Origin of the sequence: Siccirubricoccus soli, assembly GCF_024178315.1 — a bacterium.
Classification (GTDB): domain Bacteria; phylum Pseudomonadota; class Alphaproteobacteria; order Acetobacterales; family Acetobacteraceae; genus Siccirubricoccus; species Siccirubricoccus soli.
In genome coordinates this window covers 1-26,259 of sequence record NZ_JAMZIK010000060.1, presented here as the reverse complement: position 1 = coordinate 26,259, position 26,259 = coordinate 1, and the positions used below count along the sequence as shown (strand labels likewise).

22 protein-coding genes and 1 pseudogene are annotated in these 26,259 nt (G+C 67.5%); 20 read left to right on the top strand and 3 right to left on the bottom strand.

The genetic code is table 11. The features are described from left to right. Positions 1 to 175 precede the first annotated feature (175 nt). The 5 genes from NJ376_RS10140 to NJ376_RS10120 all read left to right on the top strand — a co-directional run bounded on the left by NJ376_RS10140 (position 176) and on the right by NJ376_RS10120 (position 6,242). On the top strand, positions 176 to 637 hold the full coding sequence (locus NJ376_RS10140; RefSeq protein ID WP_256476264.1) for a deoxycytidylate deaminase: 462 nt from the start codon (positions 176 to 178) through the stop codon (positions 635 to 637). A 250-nt stretch (positions 638 to 887) separates the two neighbouring features. Next, positions 888 to 1,412 (top strand): metallophosphoesterase family protein, encoded by a 525-nt coding sequence (locus NJ376_RS10135; RefSeq protein ID WP_252953128.1) that lies wholly within the window; start codon positions 888 to 890, stop codon positions 1,410 to 1,412. A 472-nt stretch (positions 1,413 to 1,884) separates the two neighbouring features. After that, positions 1,885 to 2,868: a tripartite tricarboxylate transporter substrate binding protein gene (locus NJ376_RS10130; protein WP_252953127.1), complete on the top strand. Its 984-nt coding sequence runs from the start codon at positions 1,885 to 1,887 to the stop codon at positions 2,866 to 2,868. Between the two features lie 642 nt (positions 2,869 to 3,510). Continuing rightward, positions 3,511 to 4,845, top strand: a complete 1,335-nt coding sequence (locus NJ376_RS10125) for an ABC transporter substrate-binding protein (protein WP_252953126.1) — start codon at positions 3,511 to 3,513, stop codon at positions 4,843 to 4,845. 194 nt (positions 4,846 to 5,039) lie between these two features. Next, the gene (locus NJ376_RS10120) at positions 5,040 to 6,242 is read left to right on the top strand and encodes a CaiB/BaiF CoA transferase family protein (protein ID WP_252953125.1); all 1,203 of its coding nucleotides are present in this window, start codon (positions 5,040 to 5,042) and stop codon (positions 6,240 to 6,242) included. Between the two features lie 215 nt (positions 6,243 to 6,457). On the opposite strand, the gene NJ376_RS10115 is transcribed toward NJ376_RS10120, so the two are convergent. After that, a complete protein-coding gene (locus NJ376_RS10115; RefSeq protein WP_252953124.1) occupies positions 6,458 to 7,438 on the bottom strand; it encodes a Bug family tripartite tricarboxylate transporter substrate binding protein in 981 nt (326 codons plus the stop codon). Between the two features lie 570 nt (positions 7,439 to 8,008). Here NJ376_RS10115 and NJ376_RS10110 point away from each other — a divergent pair. The 8 genes and pseudogenes from NJ376_RS10110 (at position 8,009) to fdhF (ending at position 18,104) form a co-directional block, all read left to right on the top strand. Further along, complete coding sequence (locus NJ376_RS10110) at positions 8,009 to 8,983, top strand: GlxA family transcriptional regulator (protein ID WP_252953123.1); 975 nt, start codon at positions 8,009 to 8,011, stop codon at positions 8,981 to 8,983. A 286-nt stretch (positions 8,984 to 9,269) separates the two neighbouring features. Further along, complete coding sequence (locus NJ376_RS10105; protein ID WP_370288150.1) at positions 9,270 to 9,731, top strand: nuclear transport factor 2 family protein; 462 nt, start codon at positions 9,270 to 9,272, stop codon at positions 9,729 to 9,731. A 56-nt stretch (positions 9,732 to 9,787) separates the two neighbouring features. Beyond that, complete coding sequence (locus NJ376_RS10100; protein WP_252953121.1) at positions 9,788 to 11,254, top strand: catalase; 1,467 nt, start codon at positions 9,788 to 9,790, stop codon at positions 11,252 to 11,254. Positions 11,255 to 11,344: 90 nt separating this feature from the next. Further along, complete coding sequence (locus tag NJ376_RS10095) at positions 11,345 to 11,986, top strand: HD domain-containing protein (protein ID WP_252953120.1); 642 nt, start codon at positions 11,345 to 11,347, stop codon at positions 11,984 to 11,986. A gap of 188 nt (positions 11,987 to 12,174) precedes the next feature. Next, positions 12,175 to 12,582 (top strand): annotated as a pseudogene (locus tag NJ376_RS10090) (SDR family oxidoreductase); the annotation flags it as partial. Next, complete coding sequence (locus NJ376_RS10085) at positions 12,579 to 13,016, top strand: ester cyclase (protein WP_252953119.1); 438 nt, start codon at positions 12,579 to 12,581, stop codon at positions 13,014 to 13,016. The pseudogene NJ376_RS10090 and the gene NJ376_RS10085, both read left to right, overlap by 4 nt. Before the next feature lie 691 nt (positions 13,017 to 13,707). Further along, positions 13,708 to 15,333, top strand: coding sequence for an NAD(P)H-dependent oxidoreductase subunit E (locus NJ376_RS10080; protein WP_370288148.1), 1,626 nt, complete (start codon positions 13,708 to 13,710; stop codon positions 15,331 to 15,333). Then, complete coding sequence (fdhF, locus tag NJ376_RS10075) at positions 15,330 to 18,104, top strand: formate dehydrogenase subunit alpha (protein WP_252953117.1); 2,775 nt, start codon at positions 15,330 to 15,332, stop codon at positions 18,102 to 18,104. The genes NJ376_RS10080 and fdhF overlap by 4 nt, the downstream gene beginning before the upstream one ends. Before the next feature lie 198 nt (positions 18,105 to 18,302). Here fdhF and NJ376_RS10070 read toward each other — a convergent pair whose 3' ends face one another. Then, positions 18,303 to 18,776 carry a LysR substrate-binding domain-containing protein gene (locus NJ376_RS10070; protein ID WP_252953116.1) on the bottom strand — a complete coding sequence of 158 codons (474 nt, stop codon included), beginning with the start codon at positions 18,774 to 18,776 and terminating at the stop codon, positions 18,303 to 18,305. A 295-nt stretch (positions 18,777 to 19,071) separates the two neighbouring features. Here NJ376_RS10070 and NJ376_RS10065 point away from each other — a divergent pair, with 295 nt between their 5' ends. Together NJ376_RS10065 and NJ376_RS10060 are read left to right on the top strand one after the other, a co-directional pair. Continuing rightward, positions 19,072 to 20,169, top strand: a complete 1,098-nt coding sequence (locus NJ376_RS10065; protein ID WP_252953115.1) for a site-specific DNA-methyltransferase — start codon at positions 19,072 to 19,074, stop codon at positions 20,167 to 20,169. A gap of 202 nt (positions 20,170 to 20,371) precedes the next feature. Next, the gene (locus tag NJ376_RS10060) at positions 20,372 to 21,589 is read left to right on the top strand and encodes a M20/M25/M40 family metallo-hydrolase (protein WP_252953114.1); all 1,218 of its coding nucleotides are present in this window, start codon (positions 20,372 to 20,374) and stop codon (positions 21,587 to 21,589) included. 247 nt (positions 21,590 to 21,836) lie between these two features. Here NJ376_RS10060 and NJ376_RS10055 read toward each other — a convergent pair whose 3' ends face one another. Beyond that, positions 21,837 to 22,856 (bottom strand): amino acid ABC transporter substrate-binding protein, encoded by a 1,020-nt coding sequence (locus tag NJ376_RS10055; RefSeq protein ID WP_252953113.1) that lies wholly within the window; start codon positions 22,854 to 22,856, stop codon positions 21,837 to 21,839. 112 nt (positions 22,857 to 22,968) lie between these two features. Here NJ376_RS10055 and NJ376_RS10050 point away from each other — a divergent pair, with 112 nt between their 5' ends. From NJ376_RS10050 to NJ376_RS10030, 5 genes are all read left to right on the top strand, one after another. Next, positions 22,969 to 23,421 carry a GNAT family N-acetyltransferase gene (locus tag NJ376_RS10050; RefSeq protein ID WP_252953112.1) on the top strand — a complete coding sequence of 151 codons (453 nt, stop codon included), beginning with the start codon at positions 22,969 to 22,971 and terminating at the stop codon, positions 23,419 to 23,421. Between the two features lie 86 nt (positions 23,422 to 23,507). Continuing rightward, positions 23,508 to 24,479 carry a tripartite tricarboxylate transporter substrate binding protein gene (locus NJ376_RS10045; protein WP_252953111.1) on the top strand — a complete coding sequence of 324 codons (972 nt, stop codon included), beginning with the start codon at positions 23,508 to 23,510 and terminating at the stop codon, positions 24,477 to 24,479. Between the two features lie 192 nt (positions 24,480 to 24,671). Continuing rightward, positions 24,672 to 25,016 (top strand): RES domain-containing protein, encoded by a 345-nt coding sequence (locus tag NJ376_RS10040; protein ID WP_252953110.1) that lies wholly within the window; start codon positions 24,672 to 24,674, stop codon positions 25,014 to 25,016. Then, a complete protein-coding gene (locus NJ376_RS10035; RefSeq protein ID WP_252953109.1) occupies positions 24,968 to 25,318 on the top strand; it encodes an RES domain-containing protein in 351 nt (116 codons plus the stop codon). Before NJ376_RS10040 ends, NJ376_RS10035 begins: the two co-directional genes overlap by 49 nt. 248 nt (positions 25,319 to 25,566) lie before the next feature. Next, on the top strand, positions 25,567 to 26,259 hold a 693-nt coding region (locus NJ376_RS10030; protein WP_252953108.1), incomplete at its 3' end, for an ABC transporter substrate-binding protein.

Below are 26,259 nucleotides of genomic sequence, written 5' to 3'. Positions count from 1 at the left end.
GCCCCTGTAGCTTGAGGGCTGCGCGCTCAAAACAACAAGTTCTGAGTCCTTGACTTTGGGCTATCTACAATGTGTGCTCCCGGCTGGGATTCAGTGGACCACTGCTCGGGCAGTCGGTTCTCGGAAAACAGCTCATCTCGAACTGGTAAGCCAATTGTGCCACTTGTACCACCAGATGACTGATGCACACATCTCCCCTCGGTGGGACGCCCGGTTTCTGGCTCTAGCAATGCATATCGCTGACTGGTCCAAGCACCGCACAACGAAGGTCGGATGCGTCGTGGTGGACGACGACCGCCGGATCCGTGTGACCGGCTACAATGGCTTCCCGCGCGGAGTGACCGACCTGCCGGAGCGCCTTGCTGATCGACCGACGAAGCTGCTCCTCTCCGTGCACGCTGAGGCCAACGCGGTTGCCACGGCCGCGCGTTCGGGTGCGTCCCTCGCTGGTTGCACGGCCTACATCACCCATCCGCCATGCGCGGCGTGTGCTGCCTCGCTTATCCAAGCGGGGATCCGGCGCGTTGTATTTCAGGGGCAGTTGCGGGCCGACTGGGCAGATAGCGAGGCGGCGGGACGCCTTCTCATGGACGAGGCTGGTGTGGCTTGGCAGCGTGGCATTGCGTCCGAAACGTGAGGGCTGGCATTCTGGCTAACGCGGTTGCTTCTGGCTCGAACTATTGCGGGTTTCTTGAACGGCCCAATGGCTGACTCTCACGCATCCCGGACGAGAGGCTCAGAGGAGCGAAAAGGGCGGAACTCACGTCGGCCCATGCCGGTGGCTTTGCCGTAGCAGGCCAAGTGAATGGTCGATCTGGTGGTGGTGCGGCCACGAATGCCGGAGTGCCCACCAATCCAATGAGCCTGACTATGGCACGATCAGCGTTATGACGGTCTTCTTCACCAGCGACACTCATTTCGGAGATGCAAGGGCACGAGCCCTTTATCGCCGGCCGTTCGGCTCCGTGGCCGAGATGGATGCGGCCATGCTTGAACGCTGGAACACAACCGTGGGGCCAGAAGACGAGGTCTGGCACCTAGGCGATTTTGCCCTTCGTATGTCACCGACCGCGATGGCGGAACTGCTCGCCCGGCTGCACGGCCGCAAGCACCTCATCACCGGCAACAACGATCCAGCCGCTACGACGAGCTTGGCCGGGTGGTCGAGCGTTCAACCCTATGCCGAGATCGACCTGGACGGGGTCGGCATCGTGCTTTGCCACTACGCATTCCGCACCTGGCGCAATATGAACAAGGGCTGGGTCAATCTGCACGGCCATAGCCACGGCCGCCTAGCGCCGCTGCCGCGGCAGACCGATGTTGGTGTCGATGCCTGGGACTTCCGACCGGTGACGCTGGCACAGATCACCATCACGAGACAGCCCGGCGCCAGAACTGCGCGATCCCGATGAGGCCATGCCATCATTCAAGTGCCGGCTCGCCAAGCAGTTTTAGGATGGGTTGCCGCTGGCGTCTCCATCGCGGCGGATGAGAGAGGCGGACGCACCTGCTGGGTACGGCTGGTGTCTCATGGAGTGGCCGCGGATGCCGGCCATCCGTCCATCCATCGTCCGGTGCACTGTCATGGGCGACATAGCGATGCGGTTGCGGAGGGTGGCGTCTTTGAGTGTGTAGGGACTGAACAGGTCGGGCATCGGGGGGCTTGCCAATGAAGGGCTCGAGGCTTTGGGGTTGTGGCGAACCGCGGCGCCTCTGGCGACAAGCCCGTTTCGTCGGCCTTTGCACCCGAAAGTGGTACTCACGGTTCGGCGGCATGGTCGGCAGCCCGAACCGAGGTGAGCCGCTGCGCCATAGCACTTGAACGGCGCGGCGGACCCGGAGCAGTGTCATATCAACGACACCAGGGACCAGGGAGGTCCGGCCATGTTCATTCGCCGCCATTTCGGTGCGGCTGCTGTTGCCGTGCTCGCTATCCCCCGCCTCGCCCATGCCCAGACATTCAGTGCTTGGCCTAGCTCAGACCGCTCCGTCGAGGTGATCGTCCCGGTCACTCCGGGGGGGCCGCTCGACGGCATGGTCCGCCTGGTTATGCCGCTGGTCGCTGAGCGCATCCCCGGCCTGCGGGCGGTTGTCACCAACCGCCCCGGAGCCGGCTCGCAGATCGGGCTGGAGGCGACCTTCAACGCGGCCCCGGATGGCTACACGTTCGGCGCCACCAGCATGCCGGCGCAGATGGCGATCCCGGTTGAGCGCCCGGCCCGCTACCGCGCGATGGAGTTCACCTTCTTGGCTAATGTTGTCGAAGATCCGAACGCCTTCTACGTCGCCGCGGGCAGCCCCGTTCGAGATGTCGCCGATCTCATCACCCGTGCCCGCGCCGCACCGGGCACTATCTCGTGCGGCACGACCGGCATTGGGTCGGACGATCACCTTTTCCTTATTGCCTTCGAATCTACCGCACGCGTCCCACCGCTGGTGCACGTGCCGTTCAACGGCAATGCCGTGCTCTTCCCGCAGCTGCTCGGCGGGCACCTCGACCTCGCGGCAGTGAACATCAGCGATGCCATTGCCCTGAAGCGCGAGGGCAAGGTGCGCGCCCTAGCCGTGGCGGCGGCCGAGCGCAGTCCGACTGCCCCCGAGGTGCCAACCATGCGGGAGCTCGGCTTCGAAGTGATCGGCGCCGCATCCCGAGGCATCCTGGGGCCGCCAAGCCTGCCTGGCCCCATTGCCGAGCGGCTGCAAGAGGCGTTCCGCGGAGCGTTGGCTGACCCGCGCTCTGTGGCCGAGGCCGAACGGCAGTTCATGCCGCTGCGCCCGCTCATTGGCGCCGAGTATCGCCGCATGGCGCAGGGCATCGAGGACACGGTGCGCGCGCTGTGGCAGGAGCGGCCCTGGCGCGATCGTTGAGCCATTACCCCCCCATCGTATAGTCGACGGCACCGAAGCGCCTGCGTCAATGTCTTCGTCAGAGCCGGGCCAACACACGCTTTGACCGGCGCCACGCCGTCCGCCATCGGCGTCGCCACCGTCTTCCGACCCGGCCGCCACCGAATCATCAGCGGTACCCGGACCGTGTCTGGTCGCCACTGTTTTGGCGCTGCCCCCAGGATTTTATGAGAGTTATGCGCGGATGCACGAGGAGGACGTCCGTGCCGCTCTTCAGGGCTTCAAGAGCCGACGCATCGGTCAATGCATGCCGAGTTCGCTCTCAGCCGGAGCGCCGGATCGCACTACCTGGCGTTGCAAGGCTTCGCCGGCGTCACCCCGTCTCGGCCGCAATGATGCGGGGCTGGGCGGGTGTACACCAAGTAATGGCTGCACGCTCTTCGAGGCACGTCTTGAGCCTGCCTCCCATCCTGCGGCGCTGACCGAGGCGGGTCGCCAGCTTGCATGGACCATCACGGCGGCGCACAAAGGTCTGTCGCTGTCCATTCACAGTTTCCGGCGGCGGTGGCGCCGCCCACCACCGCGGCCGCGCCGTTACGTAAGCTCCTTCCGTGAGGTGACAGCAAGTCACCCACGGGAGGCAACACCATGACACGATACGGAATGACCCGACGCGCGGCATTGCTGGCGGGCGCGGCCGGAGCCGCGCTGCCCCTCTTCAATGTCCATGGCCAGGGCTCGGCAGGGGTGCTTCGCTGCGCCTTCTGGGAACACTGGGTCCCGGCGGGCAACGACATCATCCGCGAACTCTGCGAGGAATGGGGCGCAAAGAACCGGGTGGAGGTGAAGATCGACCGGCTGGTGTCCGCCGGCAACCAGATCCTGCTCGCCATTGCGTCCGAGGCGCAGTCGCGCAGCGGCCACGACATCATCGCCATGCCGACCTGGGAGCCGTCTTCTCACGCCGCGCTGCTGGAGCCGGTGGACGACGTGGTCGAGCGGCTGCAGAAGAAATACGGCGCCATCACGCCCGTGGCTGAATACCTGGCGAAGCGGGAGGGTAGTTGGCGCGCCGTACCCGCCGTGGCCGGCACCCAGATCAAGCCCGCCTGCATCCGCTACGATCTGTTCCAGGCGCATGCCGGGATCGACATCCGCGCGATGTGGCCGGCCAGGCCGGAACGCGGCCCGGGCGCCGATACCTGGAATTGGGACACCTTCCTGACGGCGGCGGAGAAGTGCAACGCCGCCGGCTACCCCTTCGCCCTGCCGATGGGCCAGTATTCCGACGCGGTGGACTGGGTGGGCGCGCTGTTCCGCAGCTTCGGCGCCAGCATGATGGATGCCGAGGGGCAGGTGACTGTCCGCGGCAACGACAAGCTGAAGCAGGCGACGGAGTATATCATCCGCCTGTCGAAGCACCTGCCGGCCGATATCTGGGCCTGGGACGACGCCTCCAACAACCGCGCGCTCATCTCCGGCAGGTCGGCGCTGGTGTTCAACCCGCCTTCGGCCTGGGCGGTGGCGAAGCGGGACGCGCCCCAGGTGGCTGAGAAGTGCTGGTACGCGCCCTTCCCGGCCGGGGCGGAAGGGCGGTTCACCCCCTTCCTGCCGTTCTTCTGGGGCATATGGAGCTTCTCAAGGAACAAGACGGCGGCGAAGTCGCTGATCGAATTCCTCTCCGAGCGGCCGAGTGCCGAACGACAGTCGACGGCGACGGCTGGCTACGACATCCCGCCCTTCCAGAGCATGTCCGACTTCAAGGTCTGGGAGACCGAGGGGCCGCCGACCGGCTTCGCCTACAACTACCCGGACAAGCCGCACCAGCAGGGGCAGCTGACGGTTGCCTTCGCCCCGGCGCCGGCAGAAACGGCGGTGCAGGCCTATGTCCAGGCGATCAACACCAAGATGATCGCCCGCGTGGCGCAGGGCGGCCAGACGATGGACCAGGCCATGGCCTGGGCCGAGGGCGAGCTCAGGAACTTCACGCGCGGCTGAGCGGAGTTGCCCAGCGGCGGTCGGGACGGACCGCCGCGGGCTTGGAGGAGGCGCCAGCGGTACCCATGGCAGGGTCGCTTTCACCCACGGCATGCGCTGCTGAGGCCGCCTGCGCCTCGCCACGGGCGGTCAGGGATTGCCGCTGGACGCCATTTCGCCGCAGCATGGCGAAAAGCCTGAGAGGAACGTCGCAAATGGTCGGGATCTTCACTGGGCTTAAGGTGATCGATGCCGCCACCTACGTCGCCGCACCCTCTGCGGCGACCATCCTGGGCGACTTCGGCGCCAGCGTGGTCAAGCTCGAGCCTCCCGGCGGCGACGCCTATCGTGCGCTGGGCAGCGCTCCTGGTCTGCCGCGCGGGGACACGAACTATCCTTGGGTGCTGGACAACCGTGGCAAACGCGGGCTCACGCTGGACCTCAAGCGGCCGGAAGCCCAGGCGGTGCTCCACCATCTCATCCGCACCACCGATGTCTTCGTGACCAACTCCGTGCCGCGGCTGCGTACTTCACTTGGGATTGCGCCAGAGATGCTGATGGCGATCAACCCTCGGCTGGTTTATGCGGCGCTCACCGCCTATGGCGAGACCGGGCCGGAGGCGGACAAGACCGGGTTTGATGCAACCGCCTACTGGGCCCGCAGCGGGCTGATGGACCTCGTCCGACCGCATGCGGGGGCGCCGCCTGCCCGCTCGGTGTCTGGCATGGGCGACCACCCGGCCGGCCTGGCCCTTTATGGGGCCATCGCTACAGCACTCTATCGGCGGGAACGTACGGGACAAGGTGGCTTCGTCTATGCTTCGCTGCTCGATGCCGGGCTATGGGCGAATAGCTTCATGGTGCAGGCTGCGCTGGACGGAGCCGAGTTCATTCCCCGCCCACCGCGCGATCAGGCCCCGAACGCGATGAGCAACCTCTACCGAGCAGGCTGCGGCCAATGGTTCCTGCTGGCCCTGCTGAATGAGCCACGGCAATGGCCGGCCCTGCTGGCCGTGCTTGGATCGCCGGACTGGGGCGACGACCCTCGCTTCGCCACTCCCGCCTTGCGCCGGGAGAACGCGCAGATACTCATAGGATTGCTGGACGAAGCCTTTGCGGGTCGTACCCTGGCCGAATGGCGGCCCCTGCTGGATGGAGCTGGGCTGACGTTCGACGCGATAGCGACGACGCAAGACGCGGCGCAAGCAGCCCAACCGCGCGCCACCGGGGCAATCCGCCAAACCACGGCAGGCGGCTGGACGGTGGACAGCCCATTGCACATTGCCGGCCAATCCAAATCTCCGGCAGCGCCGCCACCGCCGGTACCCGGCGCGGACACGGACGCAATCCTGGCCGAGCACGGCTACACGACGGCAGAGATCCGGTCGCTGCGGGACGCTGGTGCATTTGGCAGGTGATGGGTCTGAACGCGCGCCACCTGCGGCTGGCCGGGGCGGGTCGGACCTGCAGGCAGGCACCGTCCGGCACAGCGCCGCCGAGGGGCGTTTGGCCGTAACCGCTGCCCCTCAACTAGCCCTGGGGCTGGCGCGATGTCCGGGTGCGTGTAAGGGTCCGCACGCGCCGCTGTTAGGAAGCCTCCATCGCCCGGTGACGGCGGCTTGCCACGACGAGGCTAACCCGCCTTCGCTTCGATCCGGCGCACCACGGCGCCGTACATTTCGCGCTCTCGGTGGATGCGATTGGCGAAAGCCTCTCCTGCCTCAAATCTCGGCGTGAGGCCCATCAACGCCATTGCCTGTGCCACCTCAGGGGCCGCTAGGGCGGTTTCGAGCGCCCGGGTCAGCCGGTTCAGGATCGGGCGCGGCAGGCCCGTCGGCGCGGCAATGCCGAACCAGGGCAGGGCCTCGGCCTGCTGGAGCCCGGCTTCCCGGAGTGTCGGTACCGCGGGCAGTTGCGGATTGCGCGTCTCGGCGATCGTGGCAATGGCGACAACCCGGCCCTCCTGGATTGCCGGGAGTGCCACCGGATCGAAGAGCAACTGTACCCGCCCGGCGAGGAGGTCGGTCAGCGACGGCGCTGAGCCGCGATAGGGCACATGCTCCAGGCGGATGCCAGTGGCCTCGGCAAACATTTCCCCGGAGAGCTGGGTGATGGTGCCGTTCCCGGCCGAGCCGAAGCGAAGTTGCCCAGGATGGGCCTTTGCATGGGCGACAAGCCCGGCGATATCGCGGAAAGGCAGGGACGGGTGCGCGGCAATGACGCCATAGGCAACCGCGCTCATGGAGATGGGCGTGAAGGCGGTGGCCGGGTCGTAAGGCAAGCTCATGATATGCGGGCTGATGGTCAGCACGGCCGTGGGGAAGGCGAGCAGCGTGTAGCCATCCGGCTTCGCCTGGGCCACGGCCGCCGCACCGATGGAGCCGCCGGCGCCACCCCGGTTCTCGATCACGACAGCCTGGCCGAGGATTTCGCTCAGTTTGGGCGCTACCGGGCGAGCTGCGAGATCCGTGGTGCCGCCAGGTGGATAGGGCACGACCATCGTGATCGGGCGCGCCGGCCAGTTCTGCTGCGCCGTGGCGAGCCGTGGCACGGCAAGCACTGGTGTGGCTGCCAGAGCCATCAAGTCCCGGCGCTTGACGATCGAATGCGTCATGGTTGCCTCCCTGTGTTCTTGCTTGCCGCCTCAGCTTAGCGCGAGCCTCTGGCGCGTGCCTTTTCCAGGCCATCACCTCTGCGCCGCCAGCCGCCGCTAACTCATCGCGGCCTTTCGCCCTGCTGGTCGAAGGCGCCCCTCCTCATGAGGGCCTGCCTGGAATCTCCATAGCATCATCTTGGGCTCCCGTTGGGCGTGCTGAATTATTCGCGGAAGTGGGGGGCATTTCCGAATTCGGGCACAAGGCCATCGCCACGGACAGCATTACGCAATCTGTACAGGCAGCGCGCGGCAGTACCGGCCAAAAGATGCCGATGCACACATTGAGGCAGATGGCCGTAACAGATCGATAAATCCGGGCGGTCCACCCCGCGATCCCGCTCAAGGTAGAGCGCCAGCCCATCGAGCTCGGCTTGACGCTGAGCAGGGTCTTCGGCGGGTCTGGTCTGGGCCAATCAGAAGACGGCAAAGATGCAAGCGGCACGCCTTGCCTTCGAGGGGAGAGCTAATGAAGAATGATCTCGGCTGGCCGCAGAAGCGCGAGCTGCAAACAAGAAGAGGCCGTACGAGTTGCCGATACAGGCAGTCGCAATTGTCGTCCACGACGGCGTCCAGGCACTGGATGTCGCGGGGCCGGTAGACGTGTTCGCGGAGGCGAATGCCTATGTGGACAGTACGAACCGCTATGAAACGGTCCTGGTCGGGGCAACCCGCGATACGTTGCGGGCTTCAAACGGCATGGGAATGATGGCTGACCTCACCTTTGAGGAGGCGACCGGTGGCTTCGATATCATCCTGGTTGCCGGCGGGCCCGCATTGCCGGAAGCAGAACCCGATGCTGACCTGCTTCGATGGGTCAAGGAGGCACCCTGGCGCTCCAGCATCTATGGCTCGATCTGCACCGGTGCCTTCGTGCTTGGCCATGCCGGTCTCCTGGACGACAGGAGAGTCACGACCCACTGGCAGAACGCACAGGCTCTCGCAGTGAAATTCCCGAAGGCGGCGGTCGAGCTGGATGCGATTTACGTTCGCGATGGACGTCTCGTCACCTCGGCCGGAGTGACCGCCGGCATCGATCTTGCGCTGGCGCTGGTCGGCCAGCGGCACGGCGTCGAAACGGCGCTGAAGGTCGCCAAGCGGTTGGTTGTTGTGGCCCAGCGCCAAGGTGGACAGTCGCAATTCAGCCCCTATCTCACTGCGCCCGCCGATCCAGCATCGCCGATTGCTCGCATTCAGGACCACGTCATGGCGAATATCGCAGGCCGCCATACACTGGAGTCGCTTGCCGCCATGGTGGGGATGAGCCCCCGCAATTTGGCACGACATTTCGTCCAGGAGGCTGGGATCACGCCGCACGAGTTCATCGAGCGCGCGCGTGTCGATGCGGCACGTATGATGCTGGAAGGGAGCAACCGGCCGCTCAAGGCCGTCGCTTATGAATGTGGCTTCGGCTCGGCGGACAGGATGAGGATCGTCTTCAGTGCGCGTCTTGGCGTGACTCCAGCCCAGTATCGCGCGAGCTTCCGACGGGCCGGCCCAACCTAGTGATACGAAGCCGGGCCCGGTGACACGGCAGCAGCTTCCGCAGCCGAATGGTCTCCGTGGACATCCTCTACGTCGGGCGCGACCAGGTCGGCACCAGAGCGGCTTGGCCATCCTAAGGGGCGGCGAACGCTCGTGAGCGGCGCAGCGGCGGTGCTCACCGCCATGGGTGTCAGAAAACGATGCCCCCTTGTCCTGATCCGCTGGATCAGCCTCGTTGCTCCCTGCACGGCTCCATTGCGAAATACGGGCAAGTCCTTGTCCGTTGGAACGCCCTGGAGACATGGTCATGCGCCCTCCTGTTCCCCCGTTCACCAGAGCAAGTGCGATCGAGAAGGTCCGCATTGCCGAAGACGCTTGGAACAGCCGTGATCCTGCCAGGGTTGCGCTCGCCTACACGCCCGACAGCCAATGGCGGAACCGGGCCGAGTTCATCACCGGCCGCTCCGAGATCGAGGCTTTTCTCACCCGCAAATGGACGCGGGAGATCGATTACCGGCTGCTCAAGGAGCTATGGGCCTTCACGGACAATCGCATCAGCGTGCGCTTCGCCTACGAATTCCATGACGATAGCGGCACTTGGTTCCGCGCTTACGGGAACGAGAACTGGGAGTTCGACGCGGAAGGGCTGATGCGACGGCGCATCGCCAGCATCAACGAACATCCGATTGCCGAACTGAGCCGCAAGTTCCTGTGGCCGCTCGGCCGCAGGCCTGACGACCATCCCGGGCTCTCCGATTTCGGCTTCTGACGCCGAGACCGGGCACCCGCCCCCTCCGATCCTCCTGGCAGAACAGGAAGCCGATTATGAGCGATTCTCGCCCTTCCATGACGCATGCCACAGGCGCGCCGGTGGCCGATAATCTCAATATCATGACGGCTGGTCCGCGCGGCCCGGCGTTGCTGCAGGATGTCTGGCTGATCGAGAAGCTGGCGCATTTCGATCGGGAGGTGATCCCGGAGCGACGCATGCATGCGAAGGGCTGGGGCGCCTACGGCACCTTCACTGTCACGCATGACATCACCCGCTACACGAAGGCCAAGATCTTTTCCGCGATCGGCAAGAAGACACCGTTGTTCGCGCGCTTTTCCACGGTGGCCGGCGAGCGTGGTGCGGCGGATGCGGAACGCGACATCCGGGGCTTCGCCCTCAAATTCTACACCGAGGAAGGCAACTGGGACATCGTCGGCAACAACACGCCGGTTTTCTTCTTCCGCGATCCGCTGCGCTTCCCCGACCTGAATCACGCGATCAAGCGCGACCCACGCACCGGGCTGCGCTCGGCCGACAACAACTGGGATTTCTGGTCGCTGCTTCCCGAGACACTGCACCAGGTGACGATTGTCATGTCCGATCGCGGCATTCCCAGGTCCTTTCGGCACATGCACGGTTTCGGCAGCCACACGTTCTCGATGGTCAATGCGGCCAATGAGCGGGTCTGGGTCAAGTTCCATTTCCGCACGCAGCAGGGTGTCGAAAACCTGACGGACGATGAGGCGGCGGCCCTGGTCGCCCGCGATCGCGAGAGCCACGGGCGCGATCTGCTCGACGCGATCGAACGCGGCGAGTTCCCGCGCTGGACACTGTTCGTCCAGGTGATGACTGACGAACAGGCCAGGGCCCACAAGCATAATCCCTTCGATCTCACCAAGGTGTGGCCGAAGGCAGACTATCCGCTGATCGAGGTCGGCGTGATGGAGCTCGATCGCTATCCGGACAACTATTTCGCCGAGGTCGAGCAGGCCGCCTTCTCCCCGGCGAATACCGTGCCGGGCATCGGCTTTTCGCCCGACAAAATGCTGCAGGCGCGTCTCTTCTCCTATGGCGACACGCAGCGTTACCGGCTGGGTGTCAACTTCAACCACATCCCGGTCAACGCACCCAAATGCCCATTCCACAGCTATCACCGCGACGGCGCGATGCGCACCGACGGCAACCTGGGTGCGACGCCGACCTACTGGCCCAATAGCAAGGGCGGCTGGATCGACCACGATCCGCGGCTCGCCGAACCACCGCTCGAACTGTCGGGGGCGGCGGCTCATTGGGACCATCGCGTTGACGAGGACCATTATGAGCAGCCGGGCATTCTGTTCCGCAAGATGACGCCGGCCCGGCAGCAGCTTCTCTTCGAGAACACCGCCCGTGCGATGGGGGATGCCCGTCTTGAGGTGAAGCGGCGGCATATCGTCAACTGCGCCAAAGCCGATCCAGCCTACGGCGCCGGCGTGGCCAAGGCGCTGGGATTTACGTCCGCAGAGGCAGCCGCGGAATAACCCGCAGCGCCTCCTAATCCTGACAACCCGCAGCCTCCGCACGACGACTCACGTCGATCCGGAGGTCTGCCCAAAGAAGGAGTGTGTTTGATGTCCAACATCATCGCCGGTATTCGGGTGCCGGACAGTGCCATCGCCCGTGCCGCCACGCAGCTCGTCCGCGATACCGAGGACGACCTGCTCTACAATCACAGCCGCCGCGTCTTCTTCTGGGGCGCGCTGACCGGTGAGCGCCGCGGGCTGAAGTACGACCCGGAGCTCCTCTATCTGGGTGCCATGTTCCACGATATGGGGCTGACGGAGCGCTACTCGAGCCCTGATCTGCGGTTCGAAGTCGATGGTGCCAACGCCGCACGCGAGTTCATGAAGAGCTATGGCGTGCCCGAGCGCGACGTCGAGGACGTCTGGACCGCGATCGCGCTCCACACCACACCCGGAATCCCCGAGCATATGCGCCCGACGATTGCGCTGGTGACGGCTGGCGTCGAGATGGACGTACTCGGCATCGCCTATCACGACTTCACCCATGAACAGCGCGACCATGTCTGCGCACATCACCCGCGCGAAACCAACTTCAAGGAAAACATCATCGACCATTTTGCAGACGGCATCATCAAGAAGCCGCTGACGACCTTCGGCAACGTCAAGGCAGACGTGCTGGCATTGAAGGACCCCAACTACAAGCGGATGAATTTCTGCTCGATCATCCTTGGTTCCGCTTGGCAGAGCTGAGCCCAGAGGATTGCCTCGGCTGTCTCGCTTGCCTCGGCTGCCTGGATGCCGCAGCCAACAACGCCGGCACCGGAGCCCCTCTCGGCCCGGTAGTCGAGCAACCGCCGAAACTACGCGGCGACCTTCGATACGAACGCTCTTAGGATCATTTCATGTATGGCGGGCAATGACCGGCGCAAGGCAGAGGCAGCATCGTCAACCTGCCTTCTGCGGTCGGCAGGAGGGGGACAGCTGATGCCGCCATCTACGTCGCGGGGGAGCATGCCATGAAAGGCCCGATGAAATCGGTGGCGCTCCAGGTCGCCGGCTCTGGACTGCGAGCCAACACCAAGGCGCCAAGTCCAGCCGATACAGACATGGTTATCCGCTTTGCTGGCGATGCAGCAGGCGCGAATAGCTTGGCGAAAGGCCTGCCCGTAGAGCGGCTGGGTTGTCTCGACGAATTTGCCGCCGCAATCGTGTTCTCCGCAGTCGGCAAGTCACACTTCTCGGGGGCGTCCGATCTCCGCCGACGGCGGCTACACAGCGAGACCGTCAATAGGTGCATGGACCTCCCACACCTGGAGGTCGCGAACAACAGGAGCATATCAGCATGACGCAACTGGACAGTGTTGCCATCGTCGAGAATTTCTGGCGCGAGGTATGGCAGCAGCCGCAGAATCCGGACGCGATTGATCGCCTGGTTCACGAGGAGTTCGTCATCACGTCCGGAGGCCGGGAAATTATTGGGCGGGAGCCATTCAAAGCATGGGTTAACGAGTTTCTGGCAAAGGTCCACGGCTTTCAATTCCATATCGTCGAGACATTCCAAAACCACGATGGCAGCCGCGTCGCGTCACGCTGGCGCGTGACAGGACGCAACAATGGGTTGATGGGCACGCAGCCAAATGGCGTGCCCTTCGAAATGACCGGAACCGCTGTATGGGAAGTGGGGCCGGATGGCCTGCTTCGCCACAACTGGGTCGAGCGCAACGCCTTCGAGGTACATGGCGCGATTACCCGTGAAGATGCGCTCGCCAACGTTTTCTAGAGCGGATTCCGGGCTGACTGAATCGCTTGTGACGCCCACCGCCTGAGGTAGTACAATCGTCGTCTGGCCATGAGGCGGATGGGCATATCCAAGGCGCCCTCGGTGAATTCGCGGGAGCGCGTACCGGGTCGTACTGGACGCGGTCTTCGCTGCGAGCGGCGTGCCGCCGAAGTTTATCTCTCCCACCGCTACGGCCGTAGCCGGTGGCCCGGCCTGCTATGTCCGCCGCATCGCTCCCTGTACGTCCGCTGAAGCGTGAGGAGAGCGCCAAGGACAGGTACCAGCCGTTGTCGGTGCCGGACGACCCCGGAGAGTGTTCGCTTCCGGTTCCTTCCGCCACTCCGGCTGGTCCAAGGTCGGGGCAAGCTCACCCAGGCCAACCGTCTCACAACCCCATGGACCCCCAGTTCTGGGTCAGGCCAAAGTGGGCACAGTAAAATCGGGACCCCTCCTGAAGGGACATCCAGTAGGATCAAGCAATAAGCAGGGCGGGAGGATCGGCGGTGGGAGTCACCATTTCTGAAACATGGCCGGCGCAGCCCATGAAGCTTGGGCTCCATCCTGACCGGAGCCTCTAGCCCAGATGTTACCGACGCAGCCCATAAACCCCGGGGCCGCAGGAAAGCCCGGTCCGGCGCGCGGCCGCCACCCGGCCCGTGCGACGCCGCGGGGCAGGCAGGTCGATCCGCAGGTGCGGGCGGAGCTGGAGGCGCTCCTCGCCGATCGCCCCCGCCGCCGGGACCTCCTGATTGAGCATCTGCATCTGATCCAGGACCGCTTCGGACAGATACCCGCCGCCTGGCTGGCGGCCCTGGCTGAGGCCATGCGGCTGTCGGAAGTCGAGGTCTATGAGGTGGCAACCTTCTACGCGCATTTCGCCGTGGTGAAGGAAGGGGCGCCGGCGCTGCCGCCGCTCGCGGTGCGCGTCTGCGACAGCCTGGGGTGCGCGATGCACGGCTCGGAGGCATTGCTCGCAACCTTGCCGGCGCAGGTGGGGGGGGCGGCCAGGGTGCTGCGCGCGCCTTGCCTCGGCCTCTGCGACCAGGCCCCGGTGGTCGAGGTCGGGCATCACTTCCTGCATCGGGCCACGGTACCGGCTGTGCTGGAGGCGATCCGGCAGGGCGATACCCATCCCCACATCGCGTCCTATGTGGATGCCACACAGTATCGCGCCGGGGGCGGATATGCCCTGCTGGAACGGGTGCGTAGTGGCGCGCTCAGCGCCGAGGCGGTGCTGGCCGCGATGGAGCATAGCGGGCTGCGTGGCCTGGGCGGCGCCGGCTTCCCCACCGGCCGCAAATGGCGCGCGGTGCGCGGCGAGCCGGGCCCGCGCCTGATGGCAGTGAATGCCGATGAAGGCGAGCCGGGCACCTTCAAGGATCGGCATTACCTCAACACCGACCCGCACCGCATCCTGGAAGGCACGCTGATCGCCGCGCATGTCATTGAGGCCGAGGATGTCTATCTCTACCTCCGCGACGAATATCCCTTGGCGCGCGAGATCCTGCGCCGGGAAATCGCGAAGCTGCCGCCGGGCGGGCCGCGCCTGCATCTGCGCCGCGGCGCGGGCGCCTATATCTGCGGCGAGGAATCCGCCCTGCTGGAAAGCCTGGAGGGCAAGCGCGGCCTGCCTCGCCACAAGCCGCCCTATCCCTTCCAGCGCGGCCTCTTCGGCCAGCCCACCCTGATCAACAATGTCGAGACCCTGTACTGGGTGCGGGACATCCTGGAGCGTGGACCGGAATGGTGGGCAGCGCACGGACGGCATGGCGGGAAGGGGCTGCGGTCCTTCTCCGTCTCCGGCCGGGTGCGCGAGCCGGGGGTGAAGCTGGCACCGGCCGGGATCACCTTGCGCGAATTGGTGGAGGAGTTCTGCGGCGGCATGACGGAGGGCCATCGCCTCGCCGCTTTCCTGCCCGGCGGCGCCTCGGGCGGCATCCTGCCGGCCAGCTTGGCCGATGTGCCGCTGGAGTTCGGTGCGCTGGAACCCTATGGCTGCTTTATCGGCTCGGCGGCGGTGATCGTGCTCTCCGACCGCGACGACCTGCGCGCCGCTGCCCTGAATCTGATGCGCTTCTTCGAGGATGAGAGCTGCGGCCAGTGCACGCCCTGCCGGGTCGGCACGCAGAAGGCGCGCCTGCTGATGGAGCGCCCCGTCTGGGACGGCGCGCTGTTGGCCGAGCTGGCGGCGGTGATGCGCGACGCCTCGATCTGCGGCCTCGGCCAGGCCGCGCCCAATCCCTTGACCAGCCTGCTGCGCCACTTCCCGGACCACGTCACCGCCCAGGAGAGCAGCCCCGGGGGGAGCAGCCGATGAGCGGGTCCATTCCCTTCGCGCTGGATGGCGTCGCGGTGGAGGCTCTGGCCGACGAGACCATCTGGGAAGCGGCCCGCCGCCTCGGCACCGAAATTCCGCATCTCTGCCATTCGGCCGAGCCGGGCTACCGCCCAGACGGCAATTGCCGCGCCTGCATGGTCGAGATCGAAGGGGAGCGCGTGCTGGCCGCCTCCTGCATGCGGCAACCCAGCCCCGGCATGGTCGTGCGCAGCGCCAGCGAGCGGGCGCGGAACGCGCGGCGCGTGGTCATGGAGCTTCTCCTCACCGACCAGCCGGCGCGCGAGGCCTCGCACGATCCCACCTCCCGCTTCTGGCGCGGGGCGGAAAGCATGGCCCTGCAGTCCAGCCGGTTCCCTGCCGTGCGGCGTTGGGCGCCGGACCCCAGTCACCCGGCCATGCGCGTCAACCTCGACGCCTGCATCCACTGCAATCTCTGCGTGCGCGCTTGCCGGGAAGTGCAGGTCAACGACGTCATCGGCATGGCGTACCGCAACGCCGGTGCCAAGGTGGTGTTCGACTTCGACGACCCGATGGGCGCCTCCACCTGTGTCGGCTGCGGCGAATGCGTGCAGGCCTGCCCCACCGGGGCGCTGATGCCGGCGGCCTATCTGAACGAGCAGCAAACGCGGACCGTCTGGCCGGACCGGCAGGTGGACTCGCTCTGCCCCTATTGCGGCGTCGGCTGCCAGGTCACCTATGCGGTGAAGGACGACCGGATCATCCATGCCGAGGGCCGGGACGGTCCGGCCAACCATCAGCGGCTCTGTGTGAAAGGGCGCTTCGGCTTCGGCTATACCCATCACCCGCACCGGCTGACCAGGCCACTGATCCGCCGCGAGGGCGTTCCCAAGCGCGCCGATGACGAGGTCGACCCGGCGAATCCCTGGACCCACTTCCGCGAGGCGAGCTGGGAGGAGGCGCTGGACGCCGCCGCCGGCGGGCTGCGCCGCCTGCGCGAGGCGTATGGGCCGAAGGCGCTCGCCGGCTTCGGCTCCGCCAAGGGCTCGAACGAGGAAGCCTATCTGTTCCAGAAGCTGGTGCGTACCGGCTTCGGCAGCAACAATGTCGACCACTGCACGCGGCTCTGTCATGCCTCCTCGGTTGCCGCATTGATGGAGGGGCTGAACTCCGCCGCGGTGACCGCACCCTTCTCGGCGGCGCTTGATGCCGAAGTGATCTTCGTCATCGGCGCCAACCCGACGGTGAACCACCCGGTCGCCGCCAGTTTCATCAAGAACGCGGTGAGGCAGCGCGGCGCGAAGCTGGTGGTGATGGACCCGCGGGGCCAGAGCCTTTCCCGCCTGGCGACCTACAACCTCGCCTTCCGGCCTGGCAGCGACGTGGCGATGCTGAACGCCATGCTGCACACGATCATCGAGGAGGGCCTCGCCGACGAGCAGTATATCCGCGGCTACACCGAAGGCTTCGCCGAGCTGCGCGAGCGCATCCGTGACTTCCCACCCGAGCGGATGGAGGCGGTCTGCGGCATCCCTGCCGCCACGCTGCGGGCCGTGGCCCGGCTTTATGCCGGAGCGCGCGCCTCGATCATCTTCTGGGGCATGGGCATCAGCCAGCATGTGCATGGCACGGACAATGCCCGTTGCCTGATCGCCCTGGCCCTGATCACCGGGCAGATCGGCCGGCCCGGCACCGGGCTGCACCCGCTGCGCGGCCAGAACAACGTGCAGGGCGCCTCGGATGCAGGGCTGATCCCGATGGTCCTGCCGGACTACCAGCCGGTGGCGCGGCCGGAGATCCGCACCGCCTTCGAACGCTACTGGGGGACGGCGCTAGACCCGCAGCCCGGGCTGACCGTGGTGGAGATCATGCAGGCGATCCATGCCGGCACCATCCGCGGCATGTATATCGAGGGCGAGAACCCGGCCATGTCCGACCCTGACCTGCACCATGCGCGTGCGGCGCTGGCACGGCTCGAGCACCTGGTGGTGCAGGACCTGTTCCTGACCGAGACAGCCTTTCATGCCGATGTGGTGCTGCCCGCCTCGGCGTTTTTCGAGAAGGCCGGCACCTTCACCAATACCGACCGGCGCGTGCAGATGGCGCGCCCTGTGGTGCCGTTGCCGGGGGAGGCACGTCCGGATTGGTGGATCGTCCAGGAAATCGCCCACCGGCTCGGACTCGGCTGGGATTATGCTGGCCCACGCGAGATCTTCGCCGAGATGGCCGCCGTGATGCCCTCCCTCGCCAATATCAGCTGGGAGCGGCTGGAGCGCGAAGGCGCCGTGACCTATCCCACGGATGCGCCGGACCGGCCGGGCAACGAGATCCTGTTCGCCAGCGGCTTCCCGACCGCGACCGGGCGGGCGCGGCTGGTGCCTGCCCGGGTCACGCCGCCGGCCGAGCTGCCGGATGCCGATTACCCGATGGTGCTGTCCACCGGACGCGTGCTGGAGCATTGGCACACCGGCTCGATGACCCGGCGCTCTGACGTGCTGGACCTGCTGGAACCTGAGGCCGTGGCATTGCTGTCGCCGGCGGAGCTGGGCCGATTGAGGCTAACGGCTGGCGGGCTGGCACGGCTGGAGACGCGGCGCGGCGCCGTGGATGTCAAGGTCCGCGCCGACCGCGATGTTCCGGCGGGCATGGTGTTCCTGCCCTTCTGCTACGCTGAGGCCGCCGCCAACCTGCTGACCAATCCGGCCCTCGATCCCTTCGGCAAGATCCCGGAGTTCAAGTTCTGCGCCGTCCGGGTTTCGGCGGCCGGAGAAGCTCCGCCTGAACACGTTTGAACCTAGGGTCTCGGGCACCTGCGTCAGCCGCGGACATGCGAACCGGTCCGTCCGGGGTAGCGTTTTCGCAGGGGGCGCCAAGGTTGGCGCGGCGACCCGGGGAGCGCCGAGGTCGGACCAGGAGAACTCCCGACACGCCTTGCAGCGCTCCCAGGCATCCTCGTTTCACGCTACATGCGCCTCGGGCCCGAGCGCGATTCACGCCGCCGCGTCTTCGCCTTGCAACTCGTGCCGAAACCAAGCCGCCAGCAGCCTCCCTTCCCGCTGCCGCAGCAGGCCGGGGCGGGTGACGAGCCAATAGGTGGTGTCGCCCTCGGTCGGCAGGTCGAGCGCGCGGACGCGGTTGCCCGCGATGTCGTCGGCGCAGACCGGCAGCCGCGCGATGGCCACGCCCAGCCCCTGCGCCGCCGCGTCCAGCGCCATCTGGATCGTGCCGAACCGCAGCCCATGCGACAGGTCCGGCGGGCTCAGGCCGCGCAGCCTGACCCATGCGGCCCAATCCTCCTGCGCGGCCGTGACATGGATGGCGGGCAGGCGCGCCCCCGATCTGCGTTTCCACCCGCGAGGCGGTGCCGGTGAGCATGCTGCAGGAGCCCCCGCACCCCGACCCACGACCACCCTCGGCGCTTCCGCCCATGGCAACGAGGCAGGGGGCACCTTCCGCCATCTCATCAGTGCCCTCAATCGCGCTGCCGAACTCAGGCGGTGGCAACTCCCCGATCGGGGCACTCACCGTTTCGGTCACGCTGCCCGGGGCCGTGGCCGAACCGGCGGGCGGACCGGCGGGTCCTGGCCCGGCCCGTGGGATAGCCGGGCGGGGGGCGGCGTGGCCGACCGGAACACAAGGCCTGCCAGGGCGGCAGGCGCCCCTGTCGCGGGCGACCCGCAAGGCGGGCGTTGACCCGGACTCGCCCGGCGGCGATGGTGGCGGCGATGGGGCCGCCGCGTCGCGGGGGCGTGGGGCTGCATGGGGGATGGTGTGGGGACGGGGCTCGACCTGCCGCTCGACAAGGTGCTGGTCGGCGATTGCATCGCGCTGATGCGGCAGCTTCCGCCGGCCTCGGTGCATGCCATCTTCGCCGACCCGCCCTACAACCTCCAGCTCAAGGGCGATCTTCGCCGGCCGGATGACAGCCTGGTGGACGGGGTGGACGAGGCCTGGGACCGCTTCGACGACCTCGCCGCCTATGACGCCTTCACCCACGAATGGCTGACCGAGGCGCGCCGTGTGCTGCGCAAGGATGGCACCATCTGGGTCATCGGCAGCTACCACAACATCTTCCGCCTCGGTACCGCGCTGCAGGACCTCGGCTTCTGGGTGCTGAACGACGTCATCTGGCGCAAGGCGAACCCGATGCCGAATTTCCGCGGCAGGCGCTTCACCAATGCGCACGAGACGCTGATCTGGGCCGCCCGCGGCGCCGAAAGCCGCTACCGCTTCAACTACGCGGCCATGAAGTCGCTGAACGAGGAGGTGCAGATGCGGAGCGACTGGTTCATCCCGCTCTGCACCGGCGCCGAGCGGCTGCGGGACGAGACAGGGGCGAAGCTGCACCCGACGCAGAAGCCGGAAGCCCTGCTGCACCGGGTGATCCTCTCCTGCACCCAGCCGGGGGAGGTGGTGCTGGACCCCTTCCTCGGCACCGGCACCACGGCGGCCGTCGCCCGGCGGCTGGGGCGCCGCTATATCGGGCTGGAACGGGACCCAGCCTATGCAGCGGCCGCCGAGGCCCGGATCGATTCCGTCGAGCCGCTGTCGGAGTCCGCCGCCCTGGTCACCGCCGGCAAGCGCGAGCAGAAGCGCATTCCCTTTGGCCATCTGGTGGAGCGCGGGCTGGTGCCGGCCGGGACGGTGCTGGTGGACCGCGGCCGGCGCTGGCAGGCGGTGGTGGCCGCCGACGGTTCCATTCGCTGCGGCCGGGCGCAGGGCTCCATCCATCAGGTGGGCGCGCTGGTGCAGGAGGCGCCGAGCTGCAATGGCTGGGCCTTCTGGCATGTGGAGCAGCCGGGCGGGCGGCTGCGGGTGCTGGACGAGTTCCGGGTGGCGCTGCAGGGCGAGGGTTGAGAAGGGCTCTGCCCTCCCCAAGCCCCGCAGGGCCCTTGGAGCCTTCAGGCTTGCAGGCTGAACCCTCGGGTCCGAACTCATGGTTTCCAAAGGCCCTTCGGCCTTTGGCGGGGAGAGTTCGAGAGGGGCGGCGCCCCTCTCGAAACCGCCCCCGTGCGGCTTCACGCTTGACCCGCCCCGGCGCCCCCGCGATGAGGTAGCCATGAGCAGCGCCGCCGATACCATCGCCCGCATTCGCGCCCATCTCCGCTTCCGGGCCGCCCTGGCCGTGCTGGACCGGGAGCATGAGCGGACGGTCGAGGACATCATCCGCCTGACCGAGATTCCTGCCCCGCCCTTCAAGGAAGCGGCGCGCGCTAGCGCCTATCTGGAGATGCTCCGCGCCCATGGGCTGGAGGAGGTGGAGCAGGATGCGGTGGGCAATGTCATGGGCCGGCGCCGCGGCAGCGGCAATGGCCAGACGGTCGTGGTCGCCGCGCATCTCGACACCGTCTTCCCCGAGGGCACGGATGTGCGGGTGCGGCGGGAGGGGACGAAGCTTTTCGCCCCCGGCGTCGGCGACGACACGCGGAGCCTCGCCGTCAACCTCGCCTTCCTGCGCGCGCTGGACGAGGCCGGCATCGTCACGCGCTGCGACCTGCTCTTCCTCGGCGATGTGGGGGAGGAGGGGCTCGGCGACCTCCGCGGCGTGCGGCATTTCTTCCGGGAGGGGCGGCACCGCGACCGGGTGGCGGCCTTCTTCACCGTGGACAGCCCGGAGGTCGATCGCATCGTCACCGGCGGCGTTGGCAGCAAGCGCTTCCGCGTGACCTTCTGCGGCCCGGGCGGGCACAGCTTCGGCGCCTTCGGCCTAGTGAACCCGGCCTATGCCATGGCCCGCGCCAGCCTGGCGCTGGCGGGGCTGGCGGCGCCGGACGCGCCGAAGACGACGCATTGCGTCAGCGTACTGGGCGGCGGCACCTCGGTGAACGCCATCCCGAATGCGGTCTGGATGGAGGTGGATCTGCGCAGCGAGAGCGCCGCCGAGCTGGCCCGGCTGGAGCGGGAATTCCTGGCCGGCGTCGAAGCGGCTGTGGCAGCCGAGAATGCGGCGCGCTCGACACGCGAGGGCGCGGTGACGGTGGAGATCGCCCCGATCGGCGACCGCCCGGCCGGCGCCACGCCGGAGAGCGCGCCGATCGCGCAGTTCGCCGCCGCGGCGGTGGCGGCGGAGGGCTACACGCCGGTCTTCGAGAGCTCCTCCACCGATGCGAACATCCCGATGAGCCTCGGCATTCCGGCGCTACGCATCGGCAGCGGCGGGCGCGGTGGCCGAGCGCATTCGCTGGAGGAGTGGATCGATGTGGAGAAGGGCGAGAGCCTGCGCGGCATGGCGGCGAGCCTCGCCACCATCCTGGCGGTGGCGGGGTTCGAGGAATAGCGTGGGCTAGAGCAGATCGCCGGAGGGCGGCATCGCCCGAAGGCGTGAATCTGCTCCGCAGACCAAGGCGTAGAGCGTTTTCGGTGAACACATGTGAACCGAAAACGCTCTATCGCAGGGCGGCGCTGCCTCTTGACCGCGCCGCCCGTTGCTCGCCGCGGCTTAGCCGCGGCGAGCTGTGCGAGGCCCCTACCGGCAGGCGACTCCCGGGGGGGGGCCGCGACGGCGCGCAGCGCTGTCATGGGGGTCATTGCCACAGCCAGGACATCAGCATCCCGCCCTCGGTCCAAAGCCGGTTGGGGCCACGCTCCATGCCGAGCACCTTGCCAGGCCCGCGCTCGAATACCTCCCCATAATTCCCCACCTGCCGCACCACCTCATAGGCCCAGGAGGCGGGCAGGCCCCAGCCGGTGCCGACATTCTCCGTCAGGCCGAGGAAGCGGCGGATCTTCGGGTCCTGGGTCGTGGCGCGCACCTGCTCCACATTGGCGCTGGTCAGCCCCATCTCCTCTGCCTGGATCAGCGCGAACACCGCCCAGCGCGTCAGCGCCGCCCATTCCGGGTCGCCGTTCCGCACCAGCACCCCGTGCGGCTCCTTGAACACCAGCTCCGGCAGCAGGACCAGATCCTGCGGGTTGGGGGAGGCCATGCGGTTGCCGGAGAGGTTGATCATGTCGTTGCTGATGGCGTCGCACCGCCCGGCCTGGAAGGCGGCCAGGACGTTGGGCGGGGTGTCGAAGGGCACGGTGGTGATGCGGATATTCTTCTGACGGGCCCAATCCGCCAGGTTCCGCTCGATCTCGCTGGCCAGCGTCGCGCAGAAGGTGGCGCCGTCGAGCTGCGCCGCGCTGGTGATGTTCAGCCGCTTGTGCACCAGGATGCCCTGGCCGGTGAAGAAATGCGGGACGGTGATGGTCAGCCCCATCTGGCTGTCCCGCGCCACGGTCAGCGCGGTGGTGCGGGAGAGCATGTCCACCTCGCCCGATTGCAGCGCGGTGAAGCGCGTGGCGGCGGTGGTGGCGACGAAGCGCACCTTCCCCGCATCGCCGAACACCGCGGTCGCGACGGCGCGGCAGATATCGGCGTCGAAGCCGCGCCAGACGCCGTTCGCATCGGGCTGGGACATGCCCGCCAGCCCGGTGGAGACGCCGCAGGAGACGACGCCATTGCGCCGCACCGCATCCAGCGTGGTGCCGGCCTGGGCCGAAGCGGCCAAGCCGCCCGTCAACATCGCACCTGCCAGCAGGCGCTTCATCCAGTCTCGCATGGACCCTCCCCCGCGTCTTCCCGTGCCGGGCAGGCAGGAACCATGCCAGAGGCGGCTCTTGCCGCCGAAGCGCAATCCCGTGCCATCTTGCGCAGCTCACGCCCGAGGCCCCATGACCGATCTGCGCATCCGCGCCGCCGGCGCCGCCGACCTGCCTGCCCTGCTGGCCCTCTACCGTCACCTGCACCCGGCGGACCCGGCGCCGCCGCCCGCGCAGACCGCCACCGCCTGGCAGGCCATGCTGGCCATGCCGGGCCTCACCATCTTCCTGGGGGAGCGGGCGGGGGAGGCGGTGGCGAGCTGTACCCTGGTCCAGGTGCCGAACCTGACGCGCGGCACCCGCCCCTATGCCTTCATCGAAAATGTGGTGACCCATGCGGATCACCGCCGCCAGGGCATCGGCCGCGCCGTGCTGGCCGCGGCGCTCGCCGCCGCCTGGGCGGCCGGCTGCTACAAGGTGATGCTTCTTACCGGCTCGCAGCGGGACTCCACCTTCCGCTTCTACGAAGGCGCCGGCTTCCGCCGCGGGGAGAAGACCGGCCTCATCGCCCGCCCGCCCGGCTGACGGCACGGTTGCTCGGCCGTCGTCGCTGTGGTCCGATCCCTGGCAAGGCCGTCCGCATCGTACGGCCAATTCCGGGAGGACCACCCATGCGCCGCCGCATCATCCTGGCAGGCCTCGCCGCCGCGCCGCTCGCCGCCCCTGTCAGCCGCTCGGCACGGGCCCAGGGGGCCTTCCCGGACCATCCGCTGAACATGGTGCTGGCCTTCCCGGCCGGCGGCGGCACGGATGTCGCGGCGCGGCCGCTGGCCAAAATCATGGAGAAGTATCTCGGCCAGCCCATCGTGGTAACCAACCGGCCGGGCGCTGCCGGGGAGATCGGCTTCACCGAGCTCGCCCGCAGCAAGCCGGATGGCTACACCATCGGCTTCATCAACACTCCCACTATCGTCACCATCCCGATCGAGCGGCCGCAGGCGCGCTTCCGGCTGGACGATTTCGCGCCGGTGCTGAACATCGTGGACGATCCGGGCGCCGTCTGGGTGCTGCCGGACAGCCCGATCAAGACGGTGGCCGACCTAGTGGCGGAAGCGAAGAAGCGGCCCGGCCAGATCAGCTACGGCACCTCCGGCATCGGCTCGGACGACCATCTGGCAATGCTGGCGCTGGAACGGGTGGCGGACATCAAGCTGCTGCACGTGCCTTTCGCCGGCGGCGCCCCGGTGCGCACCGCGACGCTGTCGAAGCAGATCGAGCTGGCGGTGACGAATATGGGGGAGGCCTATGGCGATTACCGCCAGGGCATGTTCCGCCCGATCGGCCAGATGGGCCCCAGCCGCTGGCAGGTGATGCCGGATGTGCCGACCTTCCGCGAACAGGGCTTCGACGTGGTGGAGGGCTCCATGCGTGGCCTTGCCGCGCCCGCCGGCCTGCCGCGGCCGGTGCTGGAGAAGCTGGTGAATGCTGCGCGGCAGGCGGCGCAGGATCCGGAATGGCAGGCGGTGGCGACGCAGCTTGCCCTGCCGCTGCGGCTGCTGGGCCCGGATGAGTACCGGGCGGAGCTGGTGGCGATGAAGTCGCATTACGAGAAGCTCTGGCACCAGCATCCCTGGCGGGATTGACCCCTTCCGACGAGGTCGCCTGCCGCTCCGGGGCCCCGCCCTGCTGCCGGGGCCCCGCAGGGTTGCGGCGGGCCCATGGGCGGCCCTGCTCCGGTGGCTGCCACGGGCAGGAACCGCAAGGCTTGCGACGAACCGCGGCGCAAGGGGGGTGCTTCGGCCGGCATGGCCGCGGATACGGATGTGGCCCGGCAGATGGAGTCGTTCGGCGGGCATCTCGCGCGCTACCCCCATCTCGGCCTGGACCACGAGGTAGGACGGCGCATCCTGTCCATAGTGCGGCGGGCGCCGAAGCTCACCCTCAGGGACGCGCTCTGGCACCGCGCCCGGCTGCCGAGCGGGCCGGACCGTCACACCGCGGCGCAGATGGGCCCGCCTCCGGCGAACTGGACGGAAGGCCGCTTCAACCACCATGGCCAGAGCGTCTTCCGCCTCGCTTCCAGCATCGAAGGCGCCTGCGCGGAGACGGCGGCGAAGCCGCGCTGCATCCTTTGGGGGCAGCATTTCCGTGCCCGCCAGTCCGCGGGCTGCTGGACCTGACCGGCGTCACGGGTGGCCGGCACGAGCGCAACGGCGCGCTGCTGACCGCCGGGCTGAATGCGGTGATGGACCGGCTGCGGCCCGGTCTCGGCAGCCCCTGGAAGCCGGAATACTTCGTGCCACGCTTCGTCGCCGATGCGGCGCGGGCGGTGGGGTTCCGTGGCATCCTCTACTGCAGCACGCGGTTCAAGGGCTACAACGCCGTGCTCTTCGGATGGGCTGCGGGGGAGATCCGGCCGGAAGGCCGTCCCTCCATTCTCGAATGGCCGCTGCCGCAGGGGCGGCGAAGGTCCGCGTCGTGAAACCGAGGTCCGGCGCGGCAACGGGCGTGCCGGATGGCCGCGGGGGCGTCCCCGGCGGATGCGGCCGGGCAGGTGAGGCAGCCTTCGGGGCATCTTGGAAGGCAACACATCTGGGCGCAGACTGGGCCAGCGGCAACCGGCCGGCGCAGCCTGCGGCATCTCCCTTCGCCCAGGCGCTGTCCGCCACCGTCGCTTTGCGCCTTGCTGCGCACCGGCAGACGTCCAGACCAAGAAACGAGGAAAACTCCATGCTGTTCCGTAGGCGTACCCTGCTCGGGGCGGCGGCCACCACCACGCTGGCCCGTCGCCCTGCCCATGCGCAGAATCAGACGATTCGTATCGGTGTGCTGAACGACCAGTCTGGCCTCTACCGCGACGATGGCGGCCCCACCAGCGCGATCTGCGCCCGCCAAGCCATCGAGGAATTCCACGCCGCGAACCCGTCCCTCAATGTCGAGCTGATCGTCGCCGACCACCAGAACAAGCCGGATGTCGGCGCCGGCATCGCGCGGCAATGGTTCGACCAGGGCGTGGTGGATGCCGTCCTCGACGTGCCGACCTCCTCCGTCGCGCTGGCCGTCAACACGGTCTGCCGCGAGAAGAACAAGGTGATGCTGAACTCCGGCGCCGCCACCACCGACCTCACCGGCGCGCAGTGCAGCCCGAACACGATCCACTGGACCTACGACACCTACATGCTGGCGAAATCCACCGGCAGTGCCCTGGTGACGGCCGGCGGCGACAGCTGGTTCTTCATCACCGCCAACTACGTCTTCGGCCAGCAGCTCCAGCGCGACACGACCCGCTTCGTCACCGCCGCCGGCGGGCGCGTGGTCGGTTCCGCCACCTACCCCTTCCCGGAGACCACCGACTTCTCCGCGCTGCTGCTGCAGGCGCAGGCCTCGCGCGCCAAGGTGCTGGCGCTCTGCAACTCGGGCGGC

Coding starts and splice junctions, on each gene's coding strand:
- NJ376_RS10060 (WP_252953114.1), top strand. CDS start 20,372: ATGAGCAGCGCCGCCGATACCATCGCCCGCATTCGCGCCCATCTCCGC.
- NJ376_RS10115 (WP_252953124.1), bottom strand. CDS start 7,438: ATGACGCATTCGATCGTCAAGCGCCGGGACTTGATGGCTCTGGCAGCC.
- NJ376_RS10050 (WP_252953112.1), top strand. CDS start 22,969: ATGACCGATCTGCGCATCCGCGCCGCCGGCGCCGCCGACCTGCCTGCC.
- NJ376_RS10055 (WP_252953113.1), bottom strand. CDS start 22,856: ATGCGAGACTGGATGAAGCGCCTGCTGGCAGGTGCGATGTTGACGGGC.
- NJ376_RS10130 (WP_252953127.1), top strand. CDS start 1,885: ATGTTCATTCGCCGCCATTTCGGTGCGGCTGCTGTTGCCGTGCTCGCT.
- NJ376_RS10065 (WP_252953115.1), top strand. CDS start 19,072: ATGGGGGATGGTGTGGGGACGGGGCTCGACCTGCCGCTCGACAAGGTG.
- NJ376_RS10140 (WP_256476264.1), top strand. CDS start 176: ATGACTGATGCACACATCTCCCCTCGGTGGGACGCCCGGTTTCTGGCT.
- NJ376_RS10120 (WP_252953125.1), top strand. CDS start 5,040: ATGGTCGGGATCTTCACTGGGCTTAAGGTGATCGATGCCGCCACCTAC.
- NJ376_RS10070 (WP_252953116.1), bottom strand. CDS start 18,776: ATGAGATGGCGGAAGGTGCCCCCTGCCTCGTTGCCATGGGCGGAAGCG.
- fdhF (WP_252953117.1), top strand. CDS start 15,330: ATGAGCGGGTCCATTCCCTTCGCGCTGGATGGCGTCGCGGTGGAGGCT.
- NJ376_RS10045 (WP_252953111.1), top strand. CDS start 23,508: ATGCGCCGCCGCATCATCCTGGCAGGCCTCGCCGCCGCGCCGCTCGCC.
- NJ376_RS10125 (WP_252953126.1), top strand. CDS start 3,511: ATGACCCGACGCGCGGCATTGCTGGCGGGCGCGGCCGGAGCCGCGCTG.
- NJ376_RS10135 (WP_252953128.1), top strand. CDS start 888: ATGACGGTCTTCTTCACCAGCGACACTCATTTCGGAGATGCAAGGGCA.
- NJ376_RS10100 (WP_252953121.1), top strand. CDS start 9,788: ATGAGCGATTCTCGCCCTTCCATGACGCATGCCACAGGCGCGCCGGTG.
- NJ376_RS10095 (WP_252953120.1), top strand. CDS start 11,345: ATGTCCAACATCATCGCCGGTATTCGGGTGCCGGACAGTGCCATCGCC.
- NJ376_RS10085 (WP_252953119.1), top strand. CDS start 12,579: ATGACGCAACTGGACAGTGTTGCCATCGTCGAGAATTTCTGGCGCGAG.
- NJ376_RS10040 (WP_252953110.1), top strand. CDS start 24,672: ATGGAGTCGTTCGGCGGGCATCTCGCGCGCTACCCCCATCTCGGCCTG.
- NJ376_RS10105 (WP_370288150.1), top strand. CDS start 9,270: ATGCGCCCTCCTGTTCCCCCGTTCACCAGAGCAAGTGCGATCGAGAAG.